This is a genomic window from Pseudomonas sp. 51_B, from assembly GCF_017491595.1.
In the GTDB taxonomy this organism is placed as follows: domain Bacteria; phylum Pseudomonadota; class Gammaproteobacteria; order Pseudomonadales; family Pseudomonadaceae; genus Aquipseudomonas; species Aquipseudomonas promysalinigenes.
Map to the genome: position 1 here is coordinate 92348 of NZ_JAFGYW010000015.1, position 24866 is coordinate 117213.

21 protein-coding genes and 1 other RNA gene are annotated in these 24866 nt (G+C 61.9%); 8 read left to right on the forward strand and 14 right to left on the reverse strand.

Annotated elements, in window-relative coordinates:
- The first annotated feature begins 24 nt into the window (after positions 1 to 24).
- From J5M56_RS16690 to ffs, 5 genes are all read left to right on the forward strand, one after another.
- Positions 25 to 684 (forward strand): GntR family transcriptional regulator, encoded by a 660-nt coding sequence (locus J5M56_RS16690; protein WP_060476845.1) that lies wholly within the window; start codon positions 25 to 27, stop codon positions 682 to 684.
- A gap of 3 nt (positions 685 to 687) precedes the next feature.
- Complete coding sequence (smc, locus tag J5M56_RS16695) at positions 688 to 4176, forward strand: chromosome segregation protein SMC (RefSeq protein ID WP_207937333.1); 3489 nt, start codon at positions 688 to 690, stop codon at positions 4174 to 4176.
- Positions 4177 to 4383: 207 nt separating this feature from the next.
- On the forward strand, positions 4384 to 5268 hold the full coding sequence (zipA, locus tag J5M56_RS16700) for a cell division protein ZipA (RefSeq protein WP_186478462.1): 885 nt from the start codon (positions 4384 to 4386) through the stop codon (positions 5266 to 5268).
- A gap of 99 nt (positions 5269 to 5367) precedes the next feature.
- The gene (ligA, locus tag J5M56_RS16705) at positions 5368 to 7698 is read left to right on the forward strand and encodes an NAD-dependent DNA ligase LigA (protein ID WP_207937334.1); all 2331 of its coding nucleotides are present in this window, start codon (positions 5368 to 5370) and stop codon (positions 7696 to 7698) included.
- 163 nt (positions 7699 to 7861) lie between these two features.
- Positions 7862 to 7958: signal recognition particle sRNA small type (ffs, locus tag J5M56_RS16710), an RNA gene on the forward strand.
- 170 nt (positions 7959 to 8128) lie between these two features.
- On the opposite strand, the gene J5M56_RS16715 is transcribed toward ffs, so the two are convergent.
- Both J5M56_RS16715 and J5M56_RS16720 read right to left on the reverse strand, forming a co-directional pair.
- On the reverse strand, positions 8129 to 8554 hold the full coding sequence (locus J5M56_RS16715) for a hypothetical protein (RefSeq protein WP_186478455.1): 426 nt from the start codon (positions 8552 to 8554) through the stop codon (positions 8129 to 8131).
- 133 nt (positions 8555 to 8687) lie between these two features.
- On the reverse strand, positions 8688 to 9464 hold the full coding sequence (locus J5M56_RS16720) for a transporter substrate-binding domain-containing protein (protein WP_207937335.1): 777 nt from the start codon (positions 9462 to 9464) through the stop codon (positions 8688 to 8690).
- 123 nt (positions 9465 to 9587) lie between these two features.
- Between J5M56_RS16720 and dnaX the strand changes: the two genes are divergently transcribed.
- From dnaX to recR, 3 genes are all read left to right on the forward strand, one after another.
- The gene (dnaX, locus tag J5M56_RS16725; RefSeq protein ID WP_207937336.1) at positions 9588 to 11603 is read left to right on the forward strand and encodes a DNA polymerase III subunit gamma/tau; all 2016 of its coding nucleotides are present in this window, start codon (positions 9588 to 9590) and stop codon (positions 11601 to 11603) included.
- 63 nt (positions 11604 to 11666) lie between these two features.
- Entirely contained in the window at positions 11667 to 12002 is a 336-nt protein-coding gene (locus J5M56_RS16730) for a YbaB/EbfC family nucleoid-associated protein (RefSeq protein ID WP_027921266.1), read from the forward strand.
- 88 nt (positions 12003 to 12090) lie between these two features.
- A complete protein-coding gene (gene recR, locus J5M56_RS16735) occupies positions 12091 to 12693 on the forward strand; it encodes a recombination mediator RecR (RefSeq protein ID WP_060479549.1) in 603 nt (200 codons plus the stop codon).
- Positions 12694 to 12726: 33 nt separating this feature from the next.
- Here recR and J5M56_RS16740 read toward each other — a convergent pair whose 3' ends face one another.
- The 12 genes from J5M56_RS16740 to ccoN form a co-directional block, all read right to left on the reverse strand.
- On the reverse strand, positions 12727 to 13275 hold the full coding sequence (locus tag J5M56_RS16740; RefSeq protein WP_060479550.1) for an adenine phosphoribosyltransferase: 549 nt from the start codon (positions 13273 to 13275) through the stop codon (positions 12727 to 12729).
- Between the two features lie 55 nt (positions 13276 to 13330).
- A complete protein-coding gene (gene fnrA, locus J5M56_RS16745; RefSeq protein ID WP_186478452.1) occupies positions 13331 to 14065 on the reverse strand; it encodes a Crp/Fnr family transcriptional regulator FnrA in 735 nt (244 codons plus the stop codon).
- 186 nt (positions 14066 to 14251) lie between these two features.
- On the reverse strand, positions 14252 to 15634 hold the full coding sequence (hemN, locus tag J5M56_RS16750) for an oxygen-independent coproporphyrinogen III oxidase (RefSeq protein WP_186478451.1): 1383 nt from the start codon (positions 15632 to 15634) through the stop codon (positions 14252 to 14254).
- 104 nt (positions 15635 to 15738) lie between these two features.
- Positions 15739 to 16422 carry a sulfite exporter TauE/SafE family protein gene (locus J5M56_RS16755; protein ID WP_207937337.1) on the reverse strand — a complete coding sequence of 228 codons (684 nt, stop codon included), beginning with the start codon at positions 16420 to 16422 and terminating at the stop codon, positions 15739 to 15741.
- Positions 16415 to 16636, reverse strand: coding sequence for a cbb3-type cytochrome oxidase assembly protein CcoS (gene ccoS, locus J5M56_RS16760; RefSeq protein WP_060479554.1), 222 nt, complete (start codon positions 16634 to 16636; stop codon positions 16415 to 16417). The genes J5M56_RS16755 and ccoS overlap by 8 nt, the downstream gene beginning before the upstream one ends.
- Positions 16618 to 19098, reverse strand: a complete 2481-nt coding sequence (locus J5M56_RS16765) for a heavy metal translocating P-type ATPase (protein WP_243430806.1) — start codon at positions 19096 to 19098, stop codon at positions 16618 to 16620. The genes ccoS and J5M56_RS16765 overlap by 19 nt, the downstream gene beginning before the upstream one ends.
- A complete protein-coding gene (locus J5M56_RS16770; RefSeq protein WP_060479556.1) occupies positions 19095 to 19625 on the reverse strand; it encodes a FixH family protein in 531 nt (176 codons plus the stop codon). Before J5M56_RS16770 ends, J5M56_RS16765 begins: the two co-directional genes overlap by 4 nt.
- Positions 19626 to 19642: 17 nt before the next feature.
- Positions 19643 to 21058: a cytochrome c oxidase accessory protein CcoG gene (ccoG, locus tag J5M56_RS16775; protein WP_060479557.1), complete on the reverse strand. Its 1416-nt coding sequence runs from the start codon at positions 21056 to 21058 to the stop codon at positions 19643 to 19645.
- Positions 21059 to 21316: 258 nt separating this feature from the next.
- On the reverse strand, positions 21317 to 22294 hold the full coding sequence (gene ccoP / locus J5M56_RS16780; RefSeq protein WP_060479558.1) for a cytochrome-c oxidase, cbb3-type subunit III: 978 nt from the start codon (positions 22292 to 22294) through the stop codon (positions 21317 to 21319).
- Positions 22291 to 22482 carry a cbb3-type cytochrome c oxidase subunit 3 gene (locus J5M56_RS16785; RefSeq protein ID WP_186478448.1) on the reverse strand — a complete coding sequence of 64 codons (192 nt, stop codon included), beginning with the start codon at positions 22480 to 22482 and terminating at the stop codon, positions 22291 to 22293. The genes ccoP and J5M56_RS16785 overlap by 4 nt, the downstream gene beginning before the upstream one ends.
- 6 nt (positions 22483 to 22488) lie before the next feature.
- The gene (gene ccoO, locus J5M56_RS16790) at positions 22489 to 23097 is read right to left on the reverse strand and encodes a cytochrome-c oxidase, cbb3-type subunit II (protein ID WP_054884105.1); all 609 of its coding nucleotides are present in this window, start codon (positions 23095 to 23097) and stop codon (positions 22489 to 22491) included.
- Positions 23097 to 24539, reverse strand: coding sequence for a cytochrome-c oxidase, cbb3-type subunit I (gene ccoN, locus J5M56_RS16795; RefSeq protein ID WP_060479560.1), 1443 nt, complete (start codon positions 24537 to 24539; stop codon positions 23097 to 23099). The genes ccoO and ccoN overlap by 1 nt, the downstream gene beginning before the upstream one ends.
- Between the last annotated feature and the right edge of the window lie 327 nt (positions 24540 to 24866).

Consider the following 24866-nt stretch of genomic DNA (forward strand, 5'->3'; position numbering starts at 1 on the left):
GTTCAATGATTTTGAAGGAAAACCATGACGTTCAAGGCGCCGGACAGCCTCTCCGAGCAAATTGCCGACTACCTGGCCGAACGCATCATCCGCGGTGAGCTTGCGCCCGGTGAGCGTATCCAGGAGCAGAAGGTCACGCAGGCCTTGAGTGTCAGCCGCGGTTCGGTGCGCGAGGCGTTGTTGATCCTCGAACGTCGGCATTTGGTGGCAATCCTGCCGCGACGTGGCGCCCATGTCACCGAACTGGACGAACGTGGCGTACGCAGCCTGTGCACCCTGATGGGCGAGTTCTACATTTTGCTGGGTAACGCGGTAGCACAAAAATGGCGCACCGAAGCCGACCTGCGACCGTTTCTGGACATTCAGCAGCGCCTGCGTCTGGCCAGTGAACGGCAGGATATCAAGGCGTTCGTCGCCGAAAGTTTCGCAGTGATGCGCGCAGCCTACCCCTTCGCCGATAACCCCTACCTGCAGGAAACCGTCGAAAACCTGCAGCCGGCCATGAGCCGCGCCTACTACCTGGCCCTGGATCAGCGCCAGGCCAACATGGATGACTACCTCGACTTGTTCGCCCGCCTGCTCGAAGCCGTGGTCGCCCGTGACCTGCCGCATATCCGCGAGGTGCTCACCGCTTATGGCCAGCGCAGTTGCGAGCTGGTGCTGGCGGCGCTGGCGCGAGGCTGACCGATGCGCCTGAAGTGCATTCGCCTGGCCGGGTTCAAGTCGTTCGTCGACCCCACCACGGTCAACTTCCCCAGCAACATGGCGGCGGTGGTTGGCCCAAACGGTTGCGGCAAGTCCAACATCATCGATGCGGTGCGCTGGGTGATGGGCGAAAGTTCGGCGAAGAACCTGCGCGGCGAGTCGATGACCGACGTCATCTTCAACGGCTCCACCAGCCGCAAGCCGGTGAGCCAGGCCAGTATCGAGCTGGTGTTCGACAACAGCGAGACCACCCTGCTGGGCGAATACGCGGCGTACGCCGAAATTTCCATCCGCCGCAAGGTCACCCGAGACGGGCAGAACAGCTATTACCTAAACGGCACCAAGTGTCGCCGCCGCGATATCACGGACATCTTCCTCGGCACCGGCCTGGGCCCGCGCAGCTATTCGATCATCGAGCAGGGCATGATCTCCAAGCTCATCGAGGCCAAGCCAGAAGAGCTGCGCAATTTCATCGAAGAGGCGGCGGGTATCTCCAAATACAAGGAGCGCCGCCGCGAAACCGAAAGCCGGATCCGCCGCACTCAGGAAAACCTTGCACGCTTGACCGACCTGCGCGAAGAGCTGGAGCGCCAGCTCGAGCGCTTGCAGCGCCAGGCCCAGGCTGCGGAGAAGTACCGTGAATACAAGGCTCACGAACGCCAGCTCAAGGCCCGCCTGGCAGCGTTGCGCTGGCGCGACCTGGATGAGCGTGTGCGCCAGCGCGAGGCGGTGATCGGTGACCAGGATATCGCCCACGAGGCGCTGGTGGCGGAGCAGCGTAACGCCGATGCCAGTATCGAACGCCTGCGCGACGGGCACCACGAGCTCTCCGAGCGATTCAACCAAGTGCAAGGCCGCTTTTACTCAGTGGCTGGTGACATTGCTCGGGTGGAGCAGAGCATCCAGCATGGCCAGCAGCGCCTGCGCCAGTTGCAGGACGATTTGAAGGAGGCCGAGCGTAGCCGTCAGGAGACCGAATCTCACCTGGGGCATGACCGCACCCTGTTGGCCACACTCGGTGAAGAGCTGGCGATGCTCGAGCCGGAGCAGGAGCTGACCCTGGCTGGCGCCGAAGAAGCTGCCGCTAGCCTTGAAGAAGCCGAGCTGGGTATGCATGGCTGGCAAGAGCAGTGGGACAGTTTCAACACTCGCTCCGCTGAACCACGGCGCCAAGCCGAGGTGCAGCAGGCCCGGCTGCAGCAGCTAGAAGCCAGCCTGGAGCGCCTGGCCGAGCGTCAGCGCAAGCTGGCCGAGGAGCGTGAGCAACTGGGCGTGGACCCGCAGGATACCGGCATGCTGGAGTTGGCCGAGCAACTGGCCGCCAGCGAGATGCTGCTTGAGCAGTTGCAGGTGTCGGAGCAACAAGTGGTCGAGCGCCTGGAGCACGTGCGCGAGCAATTGCAGCAGGCGATTCATGCCCAGCAGCAGCAACAAGGCGACTTGCAGCGTCTGGGCGGCCGCCTGGCCTCGCTCGAGGCGCTGCAGCAGGCTGCTCTTGAGCCTGTGGGCGGTACTGCCCAATGGCTTCAGGACCATGGGCTGGACCTGCGTCCGCGCCTGGCTGAGGGCCTGCGCGTTGAGCCAGGCTGGGAGCTGGCAGTGGAAACCGTGCTGGGCGCCGATTTGCAAGCCGTGCTCCTGGACGATTTTGCTGGCTTGAACTTCAGCGCCCTGGAGCAGGGTGAGCTGCGCCTGCTGCTGGCAGCCGAAGGTGGTGAGCGCCAGCCCGGCAGCCTGCTCGACAAGGTCGAAGGGCGCACCGACCTGGCGCCGTGGCTAGGCCATGTGCAACCAGTACAAGACCTTGCCGAGGCGTTGGCCAAGCGCGCCGCGTTGAGCGACGGGCAAAGCCTGGTGAGCCGCGATGGCTACTGGGTGGGGCGGCATTTTCTGCGCGTCAGCCGCGGTGCCGACTCTCAAGGGGGTGTGCTGGCCCGTGCCCAGGAAATCGAACGGTTGGGTGAGGAGCAACAGGCACTTGAGGCGGCGCTGGAACAGCTGGAGCACGAGGCGCAGATCACCCGCGAGCAACAGCTTGAACTGGAAGAGCAGCGCGAGCAATTGCGCCGCCGTAGCCAGGAAGAAAACCGCCAGCACGGCGAGCTCAAGGCCAGTCTGTCCGCTGAGCGCGCTCGCGCCGAGCAGCTCGAGCTGCGGCGGCGTCGCCTGCAGGAAGAACTGGCCGAGCTTCAGGAGCAACAGGCGCTTGAGCACGAGCAACGTGGCGAAGCGCGCCTGCTGCTGCAGGAGGCGCTGGACCTTATGGCCCAGGACACCGAGCAGCGCGAGCAACTGATGGCGCGCCGCGACACGCTGCGCGAAGGCCTCGACCGCATTCGCCAGCAAGCCCGGCAGCACAAGGACCACGCCCATCAGTTGGCCGTGCGCCTTGGCTCGCTGCGCGCCCAGCATGACTCCACTCGCCAGGCATTGGAGCGCCTGGAGCAGCAGGCCGCACGGCTGAGCGAGCGTCAGGAGCAACTGAACCTGAACCTCGAAGAAGGTGAAGCACCGCTTGAAGAGCTGCGCCTTAAGCTTGAGGAACTGCTGGAGCGGCGTATGAGCGTCGACGAGGAAATGCGTCAGGCGCGGCTGCACATGGACGAAGCGGATCGCGCATTGCGTGATGCCGAAAAGCGCCGCACCCAGGCCGAACAGCAAGCCCAACTGCTGCGTGGCCAGCTGGAGCAGATGCGCCTGGAAAACCAGGGCCTGGATATACGTCGGCGCACCTTGCAGGAGCAATTGTTGGCTGATGGCTACGATTTGCAAGGCGTGCTGGGCACGCTCGAGGCCGACGTCAGTGAGCAGGGCACCGAGCTTGAGCTGGAGCAGGTCGAAGGCCGTATCCAGCGCCTGGGCGCGATCAACTTGGCGGCCATCGAGGAATACGAGCAGCAGTCCGAGCGCAAGCGTTACCTGGACGCCCAGGATGCCGACCTGGTCGAGGCCCTTGATACCTTGGAAAACGTCATTCGCAAGATAGACAAGGAAACCCGCAACCGCTTCAAGGATACCTTTGATCAGATAAATGCAGGATTACAGGCACTTTTTCCAAAAGTTTTCGGTGGTGGCAGCGCTTATCTGGAACTGACGGGCGAAGATCTACTCGATACAGGGGTGACGATTATGGCGCGTCCGCCGGGCAAGAAGAACAGCACCATCCATCTTCTATCCGGCGGCGAGAAGGCACTGACCGCTTTGGCGCTGGTGTTTGCCATCTTCAAGTTGAACCCAGCACCGTTCTGCATGCTCGACGAGGTCGATGCGCCACTGGACGATGCCAACGTTGGGCGGTACGCCCGGCTGGTCAAGGAAATGAGTGAAAGCGTGCAGTTCATCTACATCACCCATAACAAGATCGCCATGGAGATGGCGGATCAACTGATGGGGGTGACCATGCATGAGCCGGGCTGTTCACGTCTTGTTGCAGTTGATGTAGAGGAGGCCCTGGCCATGGTGGACGCCTGATGAACGAAGATCGGGATGAAAAGCGTAGGCAAATGTCCCCTGACATGTGCGACAGACGGTGTAAAGTTGTCTTTGGTCGTGCTAGCTTAATGTCACTCGTTTTTTGCGTGGGTAAAACGCCTGTCAGAACATAGAGTTGGCGCCACGTGTTAAAGGGCTTTTGAACCCTTTGTTTTCAAGCATATTTTTATAGAGGCACGGGATTACATGGAAATCGGTCTGCGCGAGTGGCTGATCGTCATCGGCGTCATTGTCATCGCCGGTATTCTTTTCGACGGCTGGCGCCGTATGCGCGGCGGAAAAGGCAAGCTGAAATTCCGTCTGGATCGCAGTTATTCCAACCTGCCGGACGAGGAGGGCAGTGCGGAAGTGCTCGGCCCGTCGCGGGTACTGGAAACCCAGAAGGAGCCAGAACTGGACGAGGCCGACCTGCCGTCGCTCAGTGCCCCGGCCCGGGAGCGCGACCGCGAGCGTGAGCCGAAACCGGCCAAGGCCAGCAAGCGCAACAAGCGTGCTGCCCAAGAGCAGGGCGACCTCGACTTGGTCGCTGAACCGCGCGAGCCTGACCTGTTCGCCGATGCCGACGAATCGTTCACCGCTGACAACAGCCGCAACAATGGCTTTGCCGCCGCTGGCAACTCGGCCAAGGAATTGCCGCCGGTCGAGGAAGTATTGGTGATCAGCGTCATTTCCCGCGACGAAGGTGGTTTCAAGGGGCCAGCTCTGCTGCAGAACATTCTTGAAAGCGGCCTGCGTTTTGGCGAAATGGATATTTTCCACCGCCACGAGAGCATGGCCGGTCACGGCGAAGTGCTGTTCTCCATGGCCAACGCAGTCAAGCCGGGTATCTTCGACCTTGACGATATCGACCACTTCAGCACCCGTGCAGTGAGCTTCTTCCTGGGTCTGCCAGGCCCACGTCATCCGAAGCAGGCCTTCGATGTGATGGTGGCGGCGGCGCGCAAGCTGGCCCACGAGCTCAATGGCGAACTCAAGGACGACCAGCGCAGCGTGCTGACGGCGCAAACCATCGAGCATTATCGCCAGCGCATCGTCGAGTTCGAGCGCCGCGCGCTGACCCAAAAACGCTGATGTAGACCAGTGGGTGGCCTGGCCTTGGTCTTACCCACCCTGTTTCAAGCGCAAGAGCAGCCCAGGGCTGCTCTTTTGCTTTGCAAGAGAACCTGAAAAATGACCGCCGAAAACCGAATCCACGCTTTGCGCGCCGAGCTCGATCAGCACAACTACCGCTATTACGTGCTGGACGAGCCCAGCGTGCCCGATGCTGAATACGACCGCCTGTTCAATGAGCTCAAGGCCCTGGAAGCCGAACACCCGCACCTGATTACCCCCGACTCGCCCACCCAGCGGGTCGGTGGGGCGGCGCTGGCGGCTTTCGCCCAGGTGCGTCACGAAATACCGATGCTCAGCTTGGGCAACGCCTTCGAGGAGGCGGACCTGCGTGAATTTGGCCGTCGCGTGGTCGATGGGCTCGATCAGCCTGGCACGGTGGATTTCAGTTGCGAGCCTAAGCTCGATGGCCTGGCCGTGAGCCTATTGTATCGGGATGGCTTGTTGGTGCAGGGTGCAACCCGTGGCGACGGCACCACCGGAGAAGATATCAGCGCTAACGTACGTACCGTGCGCAACATTCCGCTCAAGCTGCAGGGCGAAGGGTGGCCTGCGGTGCTGGAGGTGCGTGGCGAGGTCTACATGAGCAAGGCTGGCTTCGACCGGCTCAACGCGGCCCAAGCCGAGGCCGGCGGCAAGACATTTGCCAACCCGCGCAACGCCGCAGCCGGCAGCCTGCGCCAGCTGGATTCGAAAATCACCGCCAGTCGCCCGCTGGAGTTCTGCTGCTATGGCGTCGGGCAGGTTTCCGGGAGCATTGGCCAAAGCCATATCGGCATCCTCGAACAGCTCAAGCAGTGGGGCCTGCCGATCAGTCGCGAACTCAAGCATGCAGCAGGGATCGAAGAATGCCTGGCCTACTACCGTGACATTGGCGAGCGGCGCAACAGCCTGCCCTACGAGATCGACGGTGTGGTGTTCAAGGTCAACAGCCTGGCTGCCCAACGCGAGCTGGGCTTTCGCGCCCGTGAGCCGCGCTGGGCCATCGCCCACAAGTTCCCGGCCATGGAAGAGCTCACCGAAGTACTGGACGTGGAGTTCCAGGTCGGGCGCACCGGGGCCGTCACGCCTGTGGCGCGTCTGAAGCCCGTCAAGGTCGCTGGCGTGACTGTGTCAAATGCCACGCTGCACAACATGGACGAAATCGCCCGGCTGGGGCTGCGCATCGGTGACACGGTGATCATCCGCCGCGCCGGCGATGTGATCCCGCAGGTCATGCAGGTCGTGCTCGAGCGCCGTCCAGACGATGCCCGCCCGGTAGAGGTGCCCAGCGCATGCCCAGTCTGTGGCTCGCAGGTCGAGCGCACCCAGCTGATCAAGCGCAGCAAGGGTAAGGAAACCACCAGCGAAGGGGCGGTATACCGCTGCGTTGGCCGCCTGGCCTGCGCTGCCCAACTCAAGCAGGCGATCATTCACTACGTATCGCGCCGGGCCATGGACATCGATGGCCTGGGTGAAAAGAGCGTCGAGCAGTTGGTGGATGAGGGCCTGATTAGCTCGCCCGCCGACCTGTACAAGCTCAAGTTCGAACAGATCGTCGGCCTGGAGGGCTTCGCCGAAGTCTCCAGCAACAAGCTGCTGGACGCTATCGAAGCCAGCAAGCGCCCGAGCCTGGCCCGCTTCATCTACGCCCTGGGCATTCCTGATGTGGGTGAAGAAACCGCCAAAGTACTTGCCCGCTCGCTAGGTAGCCTGGCCCGTGTGCAGCAGGCACTGCCCCAGGTGCTGACCTATTTGCCGGACATCGGCCTGGAAGTGGCCTACGAGATTCACAACTTCTTCGAGGACGAGCACAACCGCAAAGTCATCGAGCAATTGCTGGCCAGCGGCATGCAGTTGCAGGATGAAGGGGAGCTGGCAGCCGAGTTTGCGGCAAGCACCACGCTGGCTGGGTTGATCGCCAAACTGGACATACCTGCGGTGGGCCCTACTGGCGCGCAGAAGCTGGTGGACAAGCTTGGCAGCTTGGACAAGATCATTGCTGCCGATGGTATCGACTTGCGCCAGGCCCTGGCGGCGAAACAGGCCGAAGCCGTGCGCGAGTTCTTCAAGGACCAGGCCAATCAGCAACTGGCCTGTGATATCGAGGCGCAACTGCTGGCCTTTGGCATGCACTGGAACAGCGAGAGGAAAGTTGCCGAAGGCCTGCCGCTGGCCGGCCAGACGTGGGTGCTGACAGGCTCTCTGGAGCGCTTTAGCCGCGATATCGCCAAAGAAAAGCTTGAGAGCCTGGGCGCGAAGGTCGCCGGCTCGGTTTCTGGCAAAACCCACTGCGTGGTAGCAGGGCCTGGTGCTGGTTCAAAGCTGGCAAAGGCCAGTGAGCTTGGGGTGAGGGTGTTGGATGAAGAGGCGTTTGTTGCCTTTCTGGCCGAGCACGGCATTACCGTCTGATCGGTGGAATGTTGTCGAGGGCTGAGTTGCAGGCCTAGATATGCCATGGGCGGGACAAGTCATTGAGAAATGATGAGTTTTTCTTATCTTAAAGGTTGTATCTTCGCCTCAGAGCGGTACAATGGCGCGGCTCGCTGCTCAGCGAGCAGCGTAGTGGTGGCCCCATCGGTCCCCCCGCATTGATTACCCGTTAACCTGGTCAGGCCCGGAAGGGAGCAGCCATAGCGGGAACATCGAGTGCCGGGGTGTGGCTGGTGGGGCCGCCTCCATTTCCGGGGTCTGAAAATATAGTTGCTCCAGCATGGTCTGCGGGTGATGCAGATTGCCGTGGGGCAGGTGGGTGCTCGGCATAACATTTTTGGTGCCTGTGAGATCGAGCGCCGCCGGCGCTCGATCTTACAGTCGCTTCATACGCCAGGGGCGCTAAAGCTCAGAGGTTGTACTTCTCTTCAATCTTGCGTTTGTCGAGTGCGTATCGCTTGATGTCGATCGCCTCAGACTCAAGCTGGGCATCCAGCGCGTCCATATCGTGCTTTTTCAGCGTTGCCACATGCGCTTTGGTGGCTTGGTAGTTGATCATTTCTGCAGCGTCATGCCCGCTCACCGGATCCCAAAGAATGGAGAGCGGCCAGAACAGCAGGTTCACCACGCCAAAGCCGTATGCGCGGCCGTAGAACGATCCACCACCTGGCAGCAGGCCAAGGCCTGCGGCAAGCCCGGGTTTTTTTTCTTCAACCGAGAGGTTCCTGGCGCGGTAGCCAGCGAGTTCCGACTCCTGGACCGAGTTGAGGCCGGTAGCACAGCCGGTGGTCAACACGATGAGGGCGGCAGCGGTCAGATTTCGAACGGTGGACATGCAACTTTCCTAAATGTGGTTACGGTCTCGCCCTTCACTGGGCATTGAGGCGCGCAACTTTACACTGGATGATGGCCTATTGATATTATTTCGTCCCGGCGTGATAGGCATGCGGCTGGCAAAGGATTGCTCTCTACTCCGGTTCAGGCTGGGCTGCCAAAGCCTTTCCCGAATAAGCAGCCGCCCCGTAGCGCTGGATAATCCGTTCGATATCCCCCGACTGCTTCATCCGCACCAAGGCCCGCAGTATTCCCTGGGTCGGTATCGCCGGATCATTTCTAACCAGGCATCCCAACGCTTGCTCCTCCACCACCGCCTGCGCTTGCAGCCGCTGTGCGGGCGGTAAATGCTGGTTGAACCACTGCAGCGCCAGTTGGTTGCTGACCGCATGCCGGTATCGCCCAGCCTGCAGCTTTTGCAGCGCCAGTTGCTGGCTGCGGCTGTCCTCGCGCTGCAACTGGCCTTGAGCAAACAGCGGCTCGAGGGTGCCGTAGGTGTACCCCAGCACCGTACCGATCGCCTGGGGTTGCAATTGCTCGGGGCGAGTCGAATCGCTGTCGCCCGGGCGCCCGACCAGCACATCGCGCTGCTCGATCAATGGGATGCTCCACACGAAATTCCCCGGCCGATCATTGAACCATTGAGTGCTGACGTAGCAGCGCACGTCGATATCACCCGCGTCCATGGCCTGCTGCATGCGTAGGCGCGCCAGTACGTGGTATTCCGGTCGCACACCAGCTTCTTGTGCCAGCGCCTGAACAAGATCGAACACCAGGCCCTCCACAGGTTGATCGCCTTCGATACGTACCAGCGGCATGCTCCAGCTTTCGGCCACCGAAAAACGTACCACCGGTTGCTCTGCCAGGCTGTAGGTGGCCCAGAGCAATAACAGGGCCAGCAGTCGTTGCAATGCACATCCTCCTTGAACAACGTACCTGTCGCTTAGCTTAGACGAGCCGTGCAGGGTGCAATTTTGCCCCCGCTCCGCTAGCATTAGCGATCTTCCGCTCGTTCAGGCTACGATGGTTTTTCGATGAGTTATCAGGTTCTTGCACGTAAATGGCGTCCGCGCTCGTTCCGCGAAATGGTCGGCCAGACCCATGTGCTCAAGGCCTTGATCAACGCCTTGGACAATCAGCGTCTGCACCATGCGTACCTGTTCACCGGTACGCGGGGCGTGGGCAAGACTACCATCGCGCGAATCATCGCCAAATGCCTGAACTGCGAAACCGGTATCACTTCGACACCCTGCGGCACCTGCTCGGTATGCCGGGAGATCGACGAAGGGCGCTTCGTCGACCTGATCGAGATCGACGCCGCCAGCCGCACCAAAGTCGAGGACACCCGCGAACTGCTCGATAATGTGCAGTACGCGCCAAGCCGTGGGCGCTTCAAGGTCTACCTGATCGACGAAGTGCACATGCTCTCCACCCACTCGTTCAACGCCCTGCTCAAGACACTGGAAGAGCCACCGCCCTACGTCAAGTTCATCCTTGCCACCACCGACCCGCAGAAACTGCCGGCCACCATCCTCTCGCGCTGCTTGCAGTTCTCGCTGAAGAACATGAGCCCGGAGCGGGTGGTAGAGCACTTGAGCCACGTGCTGCAGGCCGAAAATGTGCCATTCGAGGCTGATGCCTTGTGGCTGCTCGGGCGTGCCGCCGATGGTTCGATGCGTGACGCCATGAGCCTGACCGACCAGGCGATCGCCTTCGGTGAGGGTAAGGTGCTTGCTGCCGATGTGCGGGCCATGCTCGGCAGCCTTGACCACGGCCAGGTCTATGGCGTGCTGCAGGCGCTGCTCGAAGGCGACGCGCGTGCACTGCTTGAAGCGGTGCGCAACCTGGCCGAGCAGGGGCCGGATTGGAGTGGTGTACTGGCGGAAATGCTCAATGTGCTGCACCGAGTGGCCATCGCCCAGGCGTTGCCTGAGGCAGTGGACAACGGCCAGGGCGATCGCGAGCGTGTGCTGGCGCTGGCCGCAGCATTACCGGCAGAAGATGTGCAGTTCTATTACCAGATGGGCCTGATTGGTCGTCGCGACCTACCGCTGGCGCCCGACCCACGCGGCGGCTTCGAAATGGTCCTGCTGCGCATGTTGGCGTTTCGCCCGGCAGATACCGACGATGCGCCGAAACCGGTGCTAAAGCCAGTGGGGATCAGCCAGGCCACAGCTGATCCGGCAACCTCGGTGGCAGTGCCAGAGGTGCCTGCACAGGCGCCTGCCGTTGCAGCGGCGCAGCCTGCGCCGCAAGACGCCGCCACTGTTGTCGCGCCGGTCCCTGAGCCGGCAGCAGAACCACAACCAGAACCCGCGTCGCCTGCGCCAGAGCCTGTGCCGGTGGAAGAGGTGATCGACCTGCCTTGGGAGGAGCCCGCCGCGCCGCATGAGCCTGCTCCAGCACCAGCCCCGGTTGTTGCCTCGTCAAGCGCGCCACCGGTGTACGACGAGCCGCCCTTCGACCCGTCAGCCTACGCCTCTGCCGGCATGGATCGTGACGACGAACCGCCGATGGATGAGGAATACTACGCGGGTGAAAGCGACCCAGTAGGCTTCAGCTATTTGGATGAGCTGGCCGAACACGTTCAGGAAGCTGCCCCTGTGCCAGCGCCCGAACCACTGCCGGCTGCTCAGCCTGCTACCGGTTTGGCACTGCAATGGCTGGAATTATTCCCACAGTTGCCTGTCTCGGGTATGACAGGCAACATCGCAGCGAACTGTACCCTGATAGCCGCTGACGGTGATGATTGGTTGCTGCACCTGGACCCTGGTCAGGGCGCACTGTTCAACACCACTCAGCAACGCCGGCTGAACGAAGCGCTCAACCAGCATCTGGGGCGCACCCTGAACCTGCGGATCGAACTGATTCGCCCAGAACAGGAAACCCCGGCCCAGGCCGCAGCTCGCAAGCGCGCCGAACGCCAGCAGGGTGCCGTGCTGTCGATCGAGCAAGACCCACTGATCCAGCAGATGATCAAGCAGTTCGGTGCCACGGTGAGGCAGGATACTATTGAACCCGTAGAGGCCCTGGCCAGCCAGGGCCAATGATCGACAACCATGCGGCCGGCCCTTTGCCTGGCTGCATCACATGACCCAATCGAGGTATACCCCATGATGAAAGGTGGCATGGCCGGCCTGATGAAGCAGGCCCAGCAGATGCAAGAAAAGATGCAGAAAATGCAGGAAGAGCTGGCCAACGCCGAAGTCACCGGCCAGTCCGGTGGCGGCCTGGTAAGCGTGGTGATGACCGGTCGTCACGACGTCAAGCGTGTCAGCATCGACCAGAGCCTGATGTCCACCGATGAGGACGACAAGGAAGTGCTGGAAGACCTGATCGCCGCGGCGCTGAACGACGCGGTGCGCAAGATCGAGCAGAACAGCCAGGACAAGATGGGCAACATGACTGCCGGCATGCAGTTGCCACCAGGCTTCAAGATGCCATTCTGATCCGGTTCTTGCTTTACAGGGGGAGTAACGGCCTGCCGGTCGTTGCTCCCTCGTTCATTTTGTTCCCAAGACTTGCAGGCCTGTCTACATGAGCTTCAGCCCCCTGATCCGCCAACTGATCGACGCCCTGCGCACGCTTCCAGGCGTTGGCCAGAAAACCGCCCAGCGCATGGCCTTGCAACTGCTCGAGCGCGACCGCAGCGGCGGCATGCGCCTGGCCCAGGCGTTGAGCCAAGCCATGGAGGGGGTTGGCCACTGCCGCCAGTGCCGCACCCTGACCGAGCAGGAATTGTGCCCGCAGTGCAGCGACCCGCGCCGCGATGACACGCAATTATGCGTAGTAGAAGGGCCGATGGATGTGTACGCGGTGGAGCAGACCGGCTATCGTGGGCGTTACTTCGTGCTCAAGGGGCACCTCTCGCCACTCGACGGCTTGGGGCCGGAGGCGATTGGCGTGCCGCAGCTGATGGCGCGGATCGAAGAACAGGGCAGCTTCACCGAAGTGATCTTGGCGACCAACCCTACCGTGGAAGGTGAGGCGACTGCGCATTACATCGCTCAATTGCTGAACGAGAAAGGACTGGTGGCTTCGCGCATCGCCCATGGCGTGCCGCTGGGTGGGGAGCTGGAGCTGGTCGATGGTGGTACCCTGGCCCACGCCTTTGCCGGGCGTAAGCCGATCTCGTTGTAAAGGCCAGGGCCGTAGGCGGCCCCGGCCAGCGCATCAGTATTCGCTCAAGGAAAACTCGGTCAGGCAGAAGGTCGGCACCCCGGCCGCCTGCAGCCTGCGCGAACCCTCAAGCTCCGGCAGGTCGATAATCGCTGCCGCTTCGAACACCTGGGCCCCGGTGCGGCGCACCAGGTTGGCCGCAGCCAGCAGCGTGCCGCCGGTGGCAATCAGGTCATCGAAGATCAGCACCGAATCACCTTCGCACAAACTGTCGGCGTGCACTTCCAGGAAGGCTTCGCCGTATTCGGTCTGATAGCCCTCGCTCAGCACATCGGCCGGCAGCTTGCCCTGCTTGCGGAACAGGATCAGCGGCTTGTTCAGCTGGTGGGCGATGATCGAACCGATCAGAAAGCCACGGGCATCCATCGCGCCGATATGGCTGAACTCAGCCTCGACATAACGCTCGATGAATTGGTCGGCGACGAAGCGCAGCCCGCGCGGCGACTGGAACAATGGGGTGATGTCGCGGAAGATCACGCCGGGTTTGGGAAAGTCCACTACCGGGCGGATCAGGGCTTTGAGGTCGAAGGCATCGCTGTGCATTGGTGCGGGTATCCTGGGAAAACGAATGCCCAAGTATACCCGCTAAACGCCGGTGTCAGGCTTCCATTGCTCCGCCCGCCAGCGCGCACAACTGGATCGGGTCGAGGATATGCACCTCCTTGCCTTCGGCTCGCAGCAAGCCGTTTTGCTGGAAGCGCGTGAACACCCGTGAGACGGTCTCCACCGCCAGGCCCAGGTAGTTGCCGATCTCGTTGCGCGACATGCTCAGGCGGAACTGGTTGGCCGAGTAGCCGCGAGCGCGGAAGCGTGCGGACAGGTTGACCAGGAAGGTGGCGATGCGCTCGTCGGCGGTCTTCTTCGACAGCAGCAACATCATTTGCTGATCGTCACGAATTTCGCGGCTCATTACCCGCATCAGCTGCCGTCGCAACTGTGGCAGCTGGACGGACAGCTCATCGAGGCGCTCGAAGGGAATTTCGCAGACCGAAGTGGTTTCCTGGGCCTGGGCCGATACCGGGTAGGCCTCGGTATCCATGCCGGACAACCCGACCAGCTCACTGGGCAGGTGGAAGCCAGTAATCTGCTCTTCACCGCTGTCGCTGAGGCTGAAAGTTTTCAGCGCCCCGGAACGTACGGCGTACACCGAGCCAAAATTGTCACCCTGACGGAACAGGAATTCACCTTTCTTCAACGGGCGCCCGCGCTTGACGATTTCATCCAGTGCATCCATGTCTTCCAGATTGAGCGAAAGAGGCAGGCACAGGGGGGCCAGGCTGCAGTCCTTGCAATGGGCCTGGGTGTGAGCGCGCAGTTTGACTGGCTCGGACATATGAATCGATCCTTGTGGAAAAGCACACATAAGTCGTAAGGGTAACCCACGACAGCAAGTGTAGGCCAGTGTCCGCTAGGGTGGTGCGAACTGGCCAAGCCCCGGCAGGATGAATGCCGGCAGTGCTTGTGGGCCCATAGTGTGCCTGGCAGGCAGGGTTGTCCATGCGGTTGAGTGGCTCGCGTGTCAGATAACCCGCGAAAAACGCTGGCGGTTGTGCATCGCCAGGTAGGCGTCGAACACCATGCACACCGAGCGTGCCAGCAAGCGCCCGGCCGGCATGATACGGATGCCTTTGTCGTCGAGCTTGATCAACCCATCGCGCTGCATGCGCAACAATTGCGGCCAGAGGTCATTGAAATAGCCGCGAAAATCCACCGTGAAGGCTCTCTCGATTGGTTCGAAATCCAGCTCGAAATGGCAGATCAACTGCTGAATGACTGCCCGCCGCAGGCGGTCGTCATGATTGCAGACCAACCCTCGCTGAGTCGCCAGTTGCGTAGTGGACAACGCTTGCTGGTAGGTGTTGAGATCGCTGCTGTTCTGGCAGTACAGGTCACCGATCTGGCTGATCGCCGAGACGCCCAGGCCGATCAGGTCGCAGTGGCCATGGGTGGTGTAGCCCTGGAAGTTGCGCTGCAAGGTGCCTTCTTCCTGAGCCATCGCCAGCTCGTCGTCTGGCAGGGCGAAATGGTCCATGCCGATGTAGTGATAGCCAGCGGCGGTGAGCTGCTCGATGGTGTTGTGCAGCATTTCCAGCTTCGCTGCCGGGGCCGGCAAGTCGTTGCTGTCGATGCGGCGCTGTGGCATGAAACGCTCGGGCAGGTGGGCGTAGTTGAACACCGAAAGGCGGTCGGGTTGCAGGCGGATCACTTCTTCGACCGTGCGGGCAAAACCGTCCACGCTCTGTTTTGGCAGGCCGTAGATCAGGTCAAGGTTGATCGAGCGAAACTGCAAAGTGCGGGCCGCCTCGATCAGGGTGCGGGTCTGCTCCAGGCTTTGCAGCCGGTTGATCGCTCGCTGCACTGCCGGGTCCAGGTCCTGCACGCCGAGGCTGACGCGGTTGAAGCCCAACTCGCGCAGCAGGCCCATGGTCGACCAGTCGGCCTCTCGGGGGTCGATCTCGATGCCGTAGTCGCCGGAATCATCATCCAGCAGGTTGAAGTGCTGGCGCAGGGTAGCCATCAACTGGCGCAGTTCCACATGGCTGAGGAAAGTGGGTGTACCACCCCCGAAATGCAGTTGTTCAACCTGCTGTTTAGGGTCCAGGTGGCAGGCGATCAGCTGGATCTCCTGCTCCAGGCGTTGCAGGTACGGTGCCGCGCGCCCGCGATCCTTGGTGATCACCTTGTTGCACGCACAGTAGTAGCAGATGTTGGCGCAGAACGGCACGTGTACATACAACGACAGCGGGCGCACGGCCCTGCGGCTCTCGCGCAGGGCATGCAGCAGGTCGAACGAGCCTACCTCGCTGTGCAGTTGCACGGCGGTTGGATAAGAGGTGTAGCGTGGGCCGGCCAGATCGTAGCGATGAATCAGGTCGGCATCCCAACGTAAGTCGGCGAGCATGTGGGCAATCCCCGGATGATGCAGCAATGTCCGGAGTCTATGGCCGTCTGTAAGAAACTGTGTTGATTTGTATCAAAGCTAGACAGCGCCGTAGAGCGGCGCGGTCAGTGGCCCATCAGCCAGTGCTGATGTGGGCCAGGCAGCGTCCACAGGCCAAACAGGATGACCAGCAGCCCGCCTGCCACCCGCACACTGCGCCGTCTCAACAACGCGTTTACCCGCTGAGCGGCAAGCCCTGTGGCCAGCAGTATGGGCCAGGTGCCCAGCCCGAATGCCAGCATCAGCGCTGCGCTGTAGCCGGCACTGCCCTGGCTGGCCGCCCACAGCAAGGTGCTGTAGACCAAACCGCATGGCAGCCAGCCCCACAGCGCCCCCAGCAGCAGCGCCTGCGGCAGGCTGGACACTGGCATCAGACGGGAAGCTGCCGGTTGAATAACGCGCCACAGGCCCCGGCCTAGTGCTTCGATACGGGTCAAGCCATTCCACCAGCCTGCCAGGTACAGGCCCATGGCGATCAGCAGCAGTGCAGCCACTACCCGCAAGGCCATGGCGGCGGGGCTGCTGGCCACTGCCCAGCCGGCCAGCCCCAGCAGCAGGCCTGCGCAGGCATAGCTGAAAACCCGCCCCAGGTTGTAGGCCACCAGCAAACGCAAACGCCGGCCACGTTGCTCGGGAGGTATGGCCAGGGTCAGCGCACCCATCAGGCCGCCGCACATGCCCAGGCAATGACCACCGCCGAGCAGGCCCAGGATCAGCGCTGAACCGAGCAGGGGAAAGAGATCAGGCACGAGGAGGGACATCCTTATCGTCAGGCCCCGGGGCCTGTTCAGGTTCAGGTTTGACGGCCGCCTGGTGCCGTGGATCCTGGTCGTCGAACAGAATGCTGTGGGCAGGGCCATCGAGATCGTCGTACTGGCCGCTGTCGACCGCCCAGAAAAAAATGTACACCGCCACGCCGACCAGCAGCAGGGCGGCCGGGATCATTACGTAGAGCGCGGGCATGGCGTTTTCCTTGGGTGGGCGGTCGTGTCGCTCGCCGCTGGCCCCAGGGGCGCCGGCAGGCTAGCCAGGCGGGTCAGGCGCAGGGCGTTGAGCACCACGATCAGGGAACTGACCGACATGCCGACCGCCGCCCACACCGGGGTGATCCAGCCAAGCGCGGCGAACGGCAACATCAGGCCATTGTACAGGGTTGCCCAGAGCAGGTTCTCGAGGATGTTGCGGCGGGTGCGCCGGGCGAGGTCGAAGGCACTGACCAATGCCTGCAAACGGTTGGACAGCAGCACGGCATCGGCGCTGGTCTTGGCAAGGTCGGTTGCGCTGCCCATGGCGATACTGATGTCGGCTGCGGCGAGTACCGGCACGTCGTTGACTCCGTCCCCCAGCATCAGGACCTTGCGCCCGGCTGCCTGCAACGCTTTCAGGCGTTCGAGTTTGTCGTCCGGGCGCAGCCCCCCAACGGCCTGGTCGATACCCAATTGCGCGGCGACCTCGGTGACCATCGGCGAGCTATCGCCGGACAGCAGGAGGGTGCGCCAACCCCGAGCCTGGCAGGCCGCGAGCAGGGCTGGGGCATCCTCGCGCAGGCGGTCGTCCAGGCCGAACCAGGCCAGTGGGCCCTGGCGGTTGCCCAGCAGCAGCCACTGGCCGCGTGGCTGCGGCACCGAGGGGATCTCGGCGCCGCTCAGGGCGCAGACGAACGTGGCTTGGCCTATGCGCAGCAGTTCATTGTCCAGCTTGCCTTCCAGCCCCAGCCCCGGAATCGTTTGAACGTCGTCTGCAGGGCTTGCAGTACGGCCAAAGGCGCGGGCGATCGGGTGTTCGGAGCGGTTTTCCAAGGCGGCAGCCAAGGCCAGGCAGCGCTCGGCAGGCAGCGCGGCCAGCGGATGAATGTGGCGCAGGGTCAGGCGGCCTTCGGTAAGTGTGCCGGTTTTATCGAAGATCACCGTGTCGATCTGGTTAAGGCCCTCCAGCACATGGCCGCGGGTCACCAGCAAGCCTAGCTTGTGCAATGTACCGGTCGCGGCGGTGAGCGCGGTGGGCGTGGCCAGGGACAGGGCGCAAGGGCAAGTCGCCACCAGCATGGCCAGGACAATCCAGAATGCCCGCGGCGGGTCCTGGAGCCACCACCACAGGCCGATGGCCACCGCCGCCAACAGCGAAAACAGCAGAAAGTACTGCGAGGCGCGGTCGGCAATTTCTGCCAAGCGTGGTTTCTCGGTTTGCGCGCGCTCCAGCAGGCGAACGATGGCTGACAGGCGTGAGTCTTGGCCCAGGGCCTCGACTTGCACGTGCAGCGTGCTCTCCACATTCAGGGTACCCCCGGTGACCCGTTCGCCAGCACGCCGGGGAAGGGGCAGGTACTCACCCGTCAGCACCGACTCATCCACGCTCGAGTGGCCTTCGACGATGCACCCGTCGGCCGGTATCACCGCGCCGGGCAGCACCTGCACGGTGTCGCCACGCTGCAGCTCGCCCAGCAGGATGCGCTCGGTGCGGCCGAATGCGTCCAGGCGCAGGCACGAGGCAGGCAGCAGGTTGACCAATTGTGCGGTGGCCGCAGCGGTGCGCTCGCGGGCGCGGCGTTCCAGGTAGCGGCCGGTGAGCAGGAACAGAGCGAACATGCCGACGGTATCGAAATACAGCTCGCCATGGCCGGTCACGGCGGTCCAGATGCCTGCGCCGAACGCCAGGGCAATGGCCAGCGATACCGAGACATCCATGGTCAGGTGACGGGTGCGCAGGTCCCGTGCAGCTCCCTTGAAGAAAGGGGCGCAGCTGTAGAACACGATGGGGATGGTCAGGAACAAAGCGACCCAGCGCAGGATGGTATGGAGTTGCGGCGACAGGTCGATGTTGAATTCCGGCCAAGTGGCCATGGTCGCCATCATCGCTTGAAACCACAGCAGCCCGGCGACCCCCAGGCGGCGCAGCGCGCTGCGGTTTTCCCTGGCCAACTGCTCTGCCGCCTGATCGGGTTGGTACGGGTGGGCGGCATAGCCGATCTGACGCAGTTCGGCGAGCACCTGTGACAGCGGTAGTTGCTGTTCGTCCCAGTTCACCAGCAGGCGATGGTTGGACAGGTTCAGGCGCGCTTGAGCAACGCCTGGCAGCTGACGCAGGTGTTTTTCAATCAGCCAGCCGCAGGCAGCGCACGTGATGCCTTCGACCAACAGGGTGGCCTCGGCGAGTTCGCCTGTGTGGCGCACGAAGCGCTGTTGCACATCGCTGCGGTCGTACAGGGCCAATTCGTCTTGCAGTTGCCTGGGGAGCGCTTCGGGGTTGGTACTGCTGTCACTGCGGTGTTGGTAGTAGTGCGCCAGGCCGCTGGCGACGATGGCCTGGGCCACTGCCTGGCAGCCTGGGCAGCAGAACGGACGGGGTTCGCCGAGCACCACGGCGGTGAAGCGGTTGCCAGCAGGTACGGGCAGGGCGCAGTGGTAGCAGGGGGTGGGTTGGGTCATTGCTGGTGCTCGGCACCTTGCAAGGCTTCATCACCCAGCTGCAAGGTCACGCCATGCTCGACCTTTTCTTCTTCGAACAGTCGCCATACCTGGCCATCCTGGTTGCCCAGCAGCTCTACGAAACGACGGCCCTCGACCTGATCCTGAAGCTGCCCGACGTAGCGCCCGGCCTCGACCCGGCTGAGCAGCACCTTGCGGTCCTTGTCTGGCTGGGTGGGTGAAATCAGGTTCAGCTCCAGGCCCTGGGGGTCACTATCCCCGTTCAGTCGCACAGCCACCTCGCCGGTCAGCTCATCCAGGTGCACACTAGCCTTGAGCTTGAGGGTCTGTGCCAGCAGTTCCCGGTCCAATGAACGGTTGATGCCTTTGCCCGCCTCGTAGTAGTTGTCGTTGACCAGGTTGTCGGGGTTATGCACAGCGATGCTGACCATGGTCAGGCTCAAGCATACCGAGGTGGTCAGGATGCCGATGATGATCCAGGGCCAGAGGTGCTTGTACCAGGGGCTGGCGGCGGTGGCGGCAGGCATTGTGAGTGTTCTCTCTGTCAGCGGATCTGTGGGCCGATGAAGCGGCTCTTGGCTTCAACCGTAGCGGTGCCGTCATCGGCGCTCTTGAGGATGAAGGTGATTTCGTTGGTGGTCGAGGGCAGCTTTTCGGGGGCGATCGATAGCTGCACGGGCAGGCTGACGATGTCGCCTGCGGCAACGCGAATTTCCTGCTGGCCTTCCAGGCGCAGGTCAGGCAAGCCGGTGGCGTCCAGCACGTAGACGTGGTCGCGCTGATCCTTGTTCATGACCTTGAGGCTGTATACGTTCTCGATGCGGCCTTGGGCATTTTCGCGATACAGCACGCGGTCCTTGCTGACATCCAGGCCCACCAGCGGGCGGGTGGCGAAGGCAGTGGCCAAAGCAATGATCATGACCAGCAACACCACGGCATAGCCGATCAGTCGAGGCCGCAGCATGTGGGTCTGTTGCCCGGAAAGGTTGTGCTCGGTGGTGTAACTGATAAGCCCTTTGGGGTAATTCATCTTTTCCATCACATTGTCGCAGGCGTCGATGCACGCCGCGCAGCCGATGCATTCGATCTGCAGGCCGTCGCGGATGTCGATGCCAGTGGGGCAGACCTGTACGCACAAGGTGCAGTCGATGCAATCGCCAAGGCCTTTGGCTTTGTAATCACTGTCCTTCTTGCGCGGGCCGCGTACTTCGCCGCGGCGCGGGTCGTACGAAACGATCAGGGTGTCCTTGTCGAACATCACGCTCTGAAAGCGCGCATAAGGGCACATGTGAACGCACACCTGCTCGCGCAGCCAGCCAGCGTTGCCGTAGGTGGCAAGGGTGAAGAAGCCGACCCAGAAGTAGGCCCAGCCATCGGCATCGCCTGTGAAGAACTCGATCAGCAGTTCGCGGATCGGCGAGAAGTAGCCAACGAACGTGATGCCGGTGACGAAGCCGATCAGCAGCCATAGGCTGTGCTTGGCGAACTTGCGCAGAAACTTGTTGCCGCTCATGGGGGAGCGATCGAGCTTGATGCGCTGGTTGCGGTCGCCTTCGGTGACTTTTTCGCACCACATGAAGATCCACGTCCACACACTTTGCGGGCAGGTGTAGCCACACCACACTCGGCCTGCGAATACGGTGATGAAGAACAGGCCGAAGGCGGCGACGATCAGAATGCCTGACAGCAGGATGAAGTCCTGGGGCCAGATGGTGGCGCCGAAGATATAGAACTTGCGCTCAGGCAGGTTCCACCACACCGCCTGGTGGCCGCCCCAGTTCAGCCAGACAGTGCCGAAGTACAGCAGAAACAGTACAGCCCCACCGACCATTCGCAATCTGCGGAATAGCCCGGTGAAAGCGCGGGTGTAGATTTTCTCGCGGGATGCGTAGAGGTCGACGGAATCCTTCCCTTTGCTGGCAGGCGGGGTGACGTCATGTACCGGAATTTGCTTGCTCATCATCAAGTCCCACGGCAGTGGAGAAAAGCCGCGGCCAGTGCGTGCCGGCCGCAGTCTCGCGCATGCTGCGTTGCGCTGCGAACCATGATACGCCGCTGATAGCGGTATGGGTTCGCGCTGCGACCTTTAGCCGCGTTGGGTTGGGGGCATGAATCGTGTTATGGAAACTGTCAATTGATCCAGGTCATCGGTTTGTAAAATATGCGCTGCCAGTAACGGCCCCTTCGCAGGTTCACCTGCGAAGGGGCCAGGCCCTGGCTATTGAGCCTGAGCCGGTTCCGGCTGATGCGACAGGCTGTAAACATAAGCCGCCAGCAAGTGCACCTTATCGTTACCCTGCAGTTGTTCCTGGGCTGGCATCTGCCCTTGGCGGCCGTACCGAATGGTCTGCTGCAGTTGAGCAAAGCTCGAACCGTAGATGAATGCCTGGGGGTGGGTCAGGTTGGGCGCGCCCATGGCGGGCGTGCCTTTGCCTTCCGGCCCGTGGCAAGCCACGCAGTTGGTGGCAAAGATCTTCTGCCCGTTTTCGACATCGGCCTTGACGCCTTCGGGCAGCGTGCGGCCATCGAGCTTGCTGACCACGAACGCCGCCACATCAGCCACCCCTTGGTCACCGATGACCTGGCCCCAAGCCGGCATCACGCCGTGGCGACCGCCCATGATGGTGGCCTTGATGGTTTCAGGCTCGCCACCCCAACGCCAGTCGTTGTCGGTGAGGTTAGGGAAGCCGAAGGCGCCCTTGGCGTCGGAGCCGTGGCACACCGAGCAGTTGGAGGCGAACAGGCGTGCGCCCATTTTCAATGCTTGTGGGTCCTTGGCCACCTCCTCGATGGGCATGGCGGCGTACTTGGCGAAGATTGGCCCGAAGCGCGCGTTGGCCTTGGCCATTTCCTTTTCCCACTCATGCACGCCGGTCCAGCCGGCCTGGCCGTTGGAGAACTCGGTCTGCTTGTCGTTATCCAGGTACGAGTAGCCCGGCAGAATGCCTTTCCAATTGCCCAGGCCGGGGTACAGCACCAGGTAGCCCAAGGCAAAGATGATGGTGCCGACGAACAGCCAGAACCACCACTTGGGCAGTGGGTTGTCGTATTCCTCGATACCGTCGAAGGCATGCCCGACGGTTTCGTCGGTGACCTCTTCACGCTGGCCCTTGCGGGTCGACAGCAACAGCCAGGTCAGGGCGAAGATGGTGCCCAGGGTCAGGACGGTAACGTACAGACTCCAGAAGGTTGTCATTGTTGTTTGCTCCCAGAAGCTTTCACTTGCTCGACGTGCTTGCTGGCCTCGGGATCATCCGCGAAGGGCAGTTGGGTCGCTTCGTCGAAATCCTTCTTGCGCCGTGGGCTGAATACCCACAACGCCAGGCCCACGAAAGCCACCATCACCACGACGGTACCCAGGCCACGAATCATCCCGATGTCCATTGAGCCTCACCGTTTGCTTTTGATGATGGTGCCAAGGCCCTGCAGGTACGCCACCAGAGCGTCCATTTCGGTCTTGCCTTTGACCGCGTCGCGGGCGCCGGCGATGTCGGCGTCGCTGTACGGGGTGCCGAGGGTGCGCAGCACTTCCAGCTTTTTCGCGGTGTCCTTGCCGTCGAGCTTGTTCTCTACCAACCATGGATAGGCAGGCATCTTCGATTCCGGCACCACGTTGCGCGGGTTGTACAGGTGCGCACGGTGCCAGTCGTCGGAGTAGCGGCCGCCGACGCGGGCAAGGTCCGGCCCGGTGCGTTTGGAGCCCCACAGGAACGGGTGGTCCCAAACGCTTTCACCGGCAACCGAATAGTGGCCATAGCGCTCGGTTTCGGCGCGGAACGGGCGGATCATTTGCGAATGGCAGCCGACACAGCCTTCACGGATGTAGATATCGCGGCCTTCAACTTCCAGGGCGGTGCGCGGCTTCATGCCTTCGACCGGTTTGTTGGTTACGTCCTGGAAAAACAGTGGGACGATTTGGGTCAGGCCACCGACGCTCACGGCGATGACCATGAAGAAGGCCAGCAGGCCTATGTTCTTCTCGACGGCTTCATGCTTCATCAGTGCGCTCCCACGACGACGATCTTGGCGGCTTCCTCAGCCTGCACCGGGTTGGCGGCCCGAACGGTACGCAGCACGTTGTAGGCCATCAGCAGCATGCCGCTGGCGAAGAACGCGCCGCCCAAGGCGCGGACGATATAGCCAGGGTGGCTGGCCTGCAGCGCTTCGACGAAGGAGTAGGTGAGCGTGCCGTCATCGTTGATGGCGCGCCACATCAGGCCTTGGGTGATACCGTTGACCCACATCGAGGCGATGTACAGCACGGTGCCGATGGTCGCCAGCCAGAAATGTGCGTTGATCAGGCCGATGCTGTGCATCTGCTCGCGGCCGTAGAGTTTCGGGATCATGTGGTAAACCGCACCGATCGAGATCATCGCTACCCAGCCCAGCGCGCCAGCATGCACATGGCCGATAGTCCAGTCGGTGTAGTGCGACAGCGAATTCACGGTTTTGATGGCCATCATCGGGCCTTCGAAGGTGGACATCCCGTAGAACGCCAGCGATACCACCAAAAAGCGCAGGATCGGGTCGGTGCGCAATTTGTGCCAGGCGCCGGAGAGCGTCATCATGCCGTTGATCATGCCGCCCCAGCTTGGCGCCAGAAGAATGATCGACATCACCATGCCCAGCGACTGCGCCCAATCCGGCAGGGCGGTGTAGTGCAAGTGGTGTGGGCCGGCCCAGATGTACAGGGTGATCAGCGCCCAGAAGTGAACGATCGACAGACGATAGGAATAGATTGGCCGCTCGGCCTGCTTGGGCACGAAGTAGTACATCATCCCCAGGAAGCCCGTGGTGAGGAAGAAGCCTACCGCGTTATGGCCGTACCACCATTGAATCATCGCATCGGTGGCGCCTGCATAGGCCGAGTACGACTTGAACAGGCTGACCGGCAGCGAGATGTGGTTGACGATATGCAGCATCGCGGTGACCACGATGAAGGCGCCGTAGAACCAGTTGCCGACATAAATGTGCTTGGTCTTGCGCTTGACGATGGTGCCGAAGAACACCAGCCCGTAGGTGACCCAGACAATGGCCAGCAGTATTGCCAGCGGCCATTCGAGCTCGGCGTATTCCTTGGTCGTGGTCAGGCCCATCGGCAAAGTGATCAGCGCACCGACGATTACCGCCTGCCAACCCCAGAAGGTGAAGGCGGCCATGCCGTCGGAGATCAGCCGGGTCTGGCAGGTACGCTGCACCACATAATAGCTGGTGCCAAACAGCGCACAGCCACCGAAGGCAAAAATGACCAGGTTGGTGTGCAGTGGGCGCAGGCGGCCGAAGCTGGTCCAGGGCAGATCCAGGTTCAATTGCGGCCACACCAGCTGCGAGGCGATGAAGACGCCCAGGCCCATGCCAAGGATCCCCCAGACCACCGTCATGATGGCGAACTGGCGGACGACCTTATAGTTGTAAGCAGTCGGACTGATTGCTGTGCTCATGCTAAGGTTCCACGGTTTTGGTGTTCTTGTTGGTCGAAAATCGGCGCCGGTCGCGTTGACCACTGGGGTTACGGCAACGCAAGGCTGTAGGCGCCGACCCGTGTCCGGGCCCTTTCGTCGATGTCCCACGTGAAAGGGTCGGGACAATTGTACACAAATAAATATTTGTAATGTGTACCGTTTTTCAACTTTTTCTGATCGATCGGTCAGGCTTTTTTTGCGGTGGCGTCGGGCTGTGCAGCCTGTCTGCTGCGCGGTTTGCACAGCGATCACCACTGAGGCAACAAGCTTAGTTGTGTTCGGAGGGGGTGCAAGAAAGGGGGCAGG

Bases quoted from the DNA above. Each gene is read 5' to 3' on its own strand.
- J5M56_RS16690 (WP_060476845.1), top strand. From the start codon at position 25: ATGACGTTCAAGGCGCCGGACAGCCTCTCCGAGCAAATTGCCGACTAC.
- smc (WP_207937333.1), top strand. From the start codon at position 688: ATGCGCCTGAAGTGCATTCGCCTGGCCGGGTTCAAGTCGTTCGTCGAC.
- zipA (WP_186478462.1), top strand. From the start codon at position 4,384: ATGGAAATCGGTCTGCGCGAGTGGCTGATCGTCATCGGCGTCATTGTC.
- ligA (WP_207937334.1), top strand. From the start codon at position 5,368: ATGACCGCCGAAAACCGAATCCACGCTTTGCGCGCCGAGCTCGATCAG.
- J5M56_RS16715 (WP_186478455.1), bottom strand. From the start codon at position 8,554: ATGTCCACCGTTCGAAATCTGACCGCTGCCGCCCTCATCGTGTTGACC.
- dnaX (WP_207937336.1), top strand. From the start codon at position 9,588: ATGAGTTATCAGGTTCTTGCACGTAAATGGCGTCCGCGCTCGTTCCGC.
- J5M56_RS16730 (WP_027921266.1), top strand. From the start codon at position 11,667: ATGATGAAAGGTGGCATGGCCGGCCTGATGAAGCAGGCCCAGCAGATG.
- recR (WP_060479549.1), top strand. From the start codon at position 12,091: ATGAGCTTCAGCCCCCTGATCCGCCAACTGATCGACGCCCTGCGCACG.
- J5M56_RS16740 (WP_060479550.1), bottom strand. From the start codon at position 13,275: ATGCACAGCGATGCCTTCGACCTCAAAGCCCTGATCCGCCCGGTAGTG.
- fnrA (WP_186478452.1), bottom strand. From the start codon at position 14,065: ATGTCCGAGCCAGTCAAACTGCGCGCTCACACCCAGGCCCATTGCAAG.
- hemN (WP_186478451.1), bottom strand. From the start codon at position 15,634: ATGCTCGCCGACTTACGTTGGGATGCCGACCTGATTCATCGCTACGAT.
- ccoS (WP_060479554.1), bottom strand. From the start codon at position 16,636: ATGCCCGCGCTCTACGTAATGATCCCGGCCGCCCTGCTGCTGGTCGGC.
- J5M56_RS16765 (WP_243430806.1), bottom strand. From the start codon at position 19,098: ATGACCCAACCCACCCCCTGCTACCACTGCGCCCTGCCCGTACCTGCT.
- J5M56_RS16770 (WP_060479556.1), bottom strand. From the start codon at position 19,625: ATGCCTGCCGCCACCGCCGCCAGCCCCTGGTACAAGCACCTCTGGCCC.
- ccoG (WP_060479557.1), bottom strand. From the start codon at position 21,058: ATGAGCAAGCAAATTCCGGTACATGACGTCACCCCGCCTGCCAGCAAA.
- ccoP (WP_060479558.1), bottom strand. From the start codon at position 22,294: ATGACAACCTTCTGGAGTCTGTACGTTACCGTCCTGACCCTGGGCACC.
- J5M56_RS16785 (WP_186478448.1), bottom strand. From the start codon at position 22,482: ATGGACATCGGGATGATTCGTGGCCTGGGTACCGTCGTGGTGATGGTG.
- ccoO (WP_054884105.1), bottom strand. From the start codon at position 23,097: ATGAAGCATGAAGCCGTCGAGAAGAACATAGGCCTGCTGGCCTTCTTC.
- ccoN (WP_060479560.1), bottom strand. From the start codon at position 24,539: ATGAGCACAGCAATCAGTCCGACTGCTTACAACTATAAGGTCGTCCGC.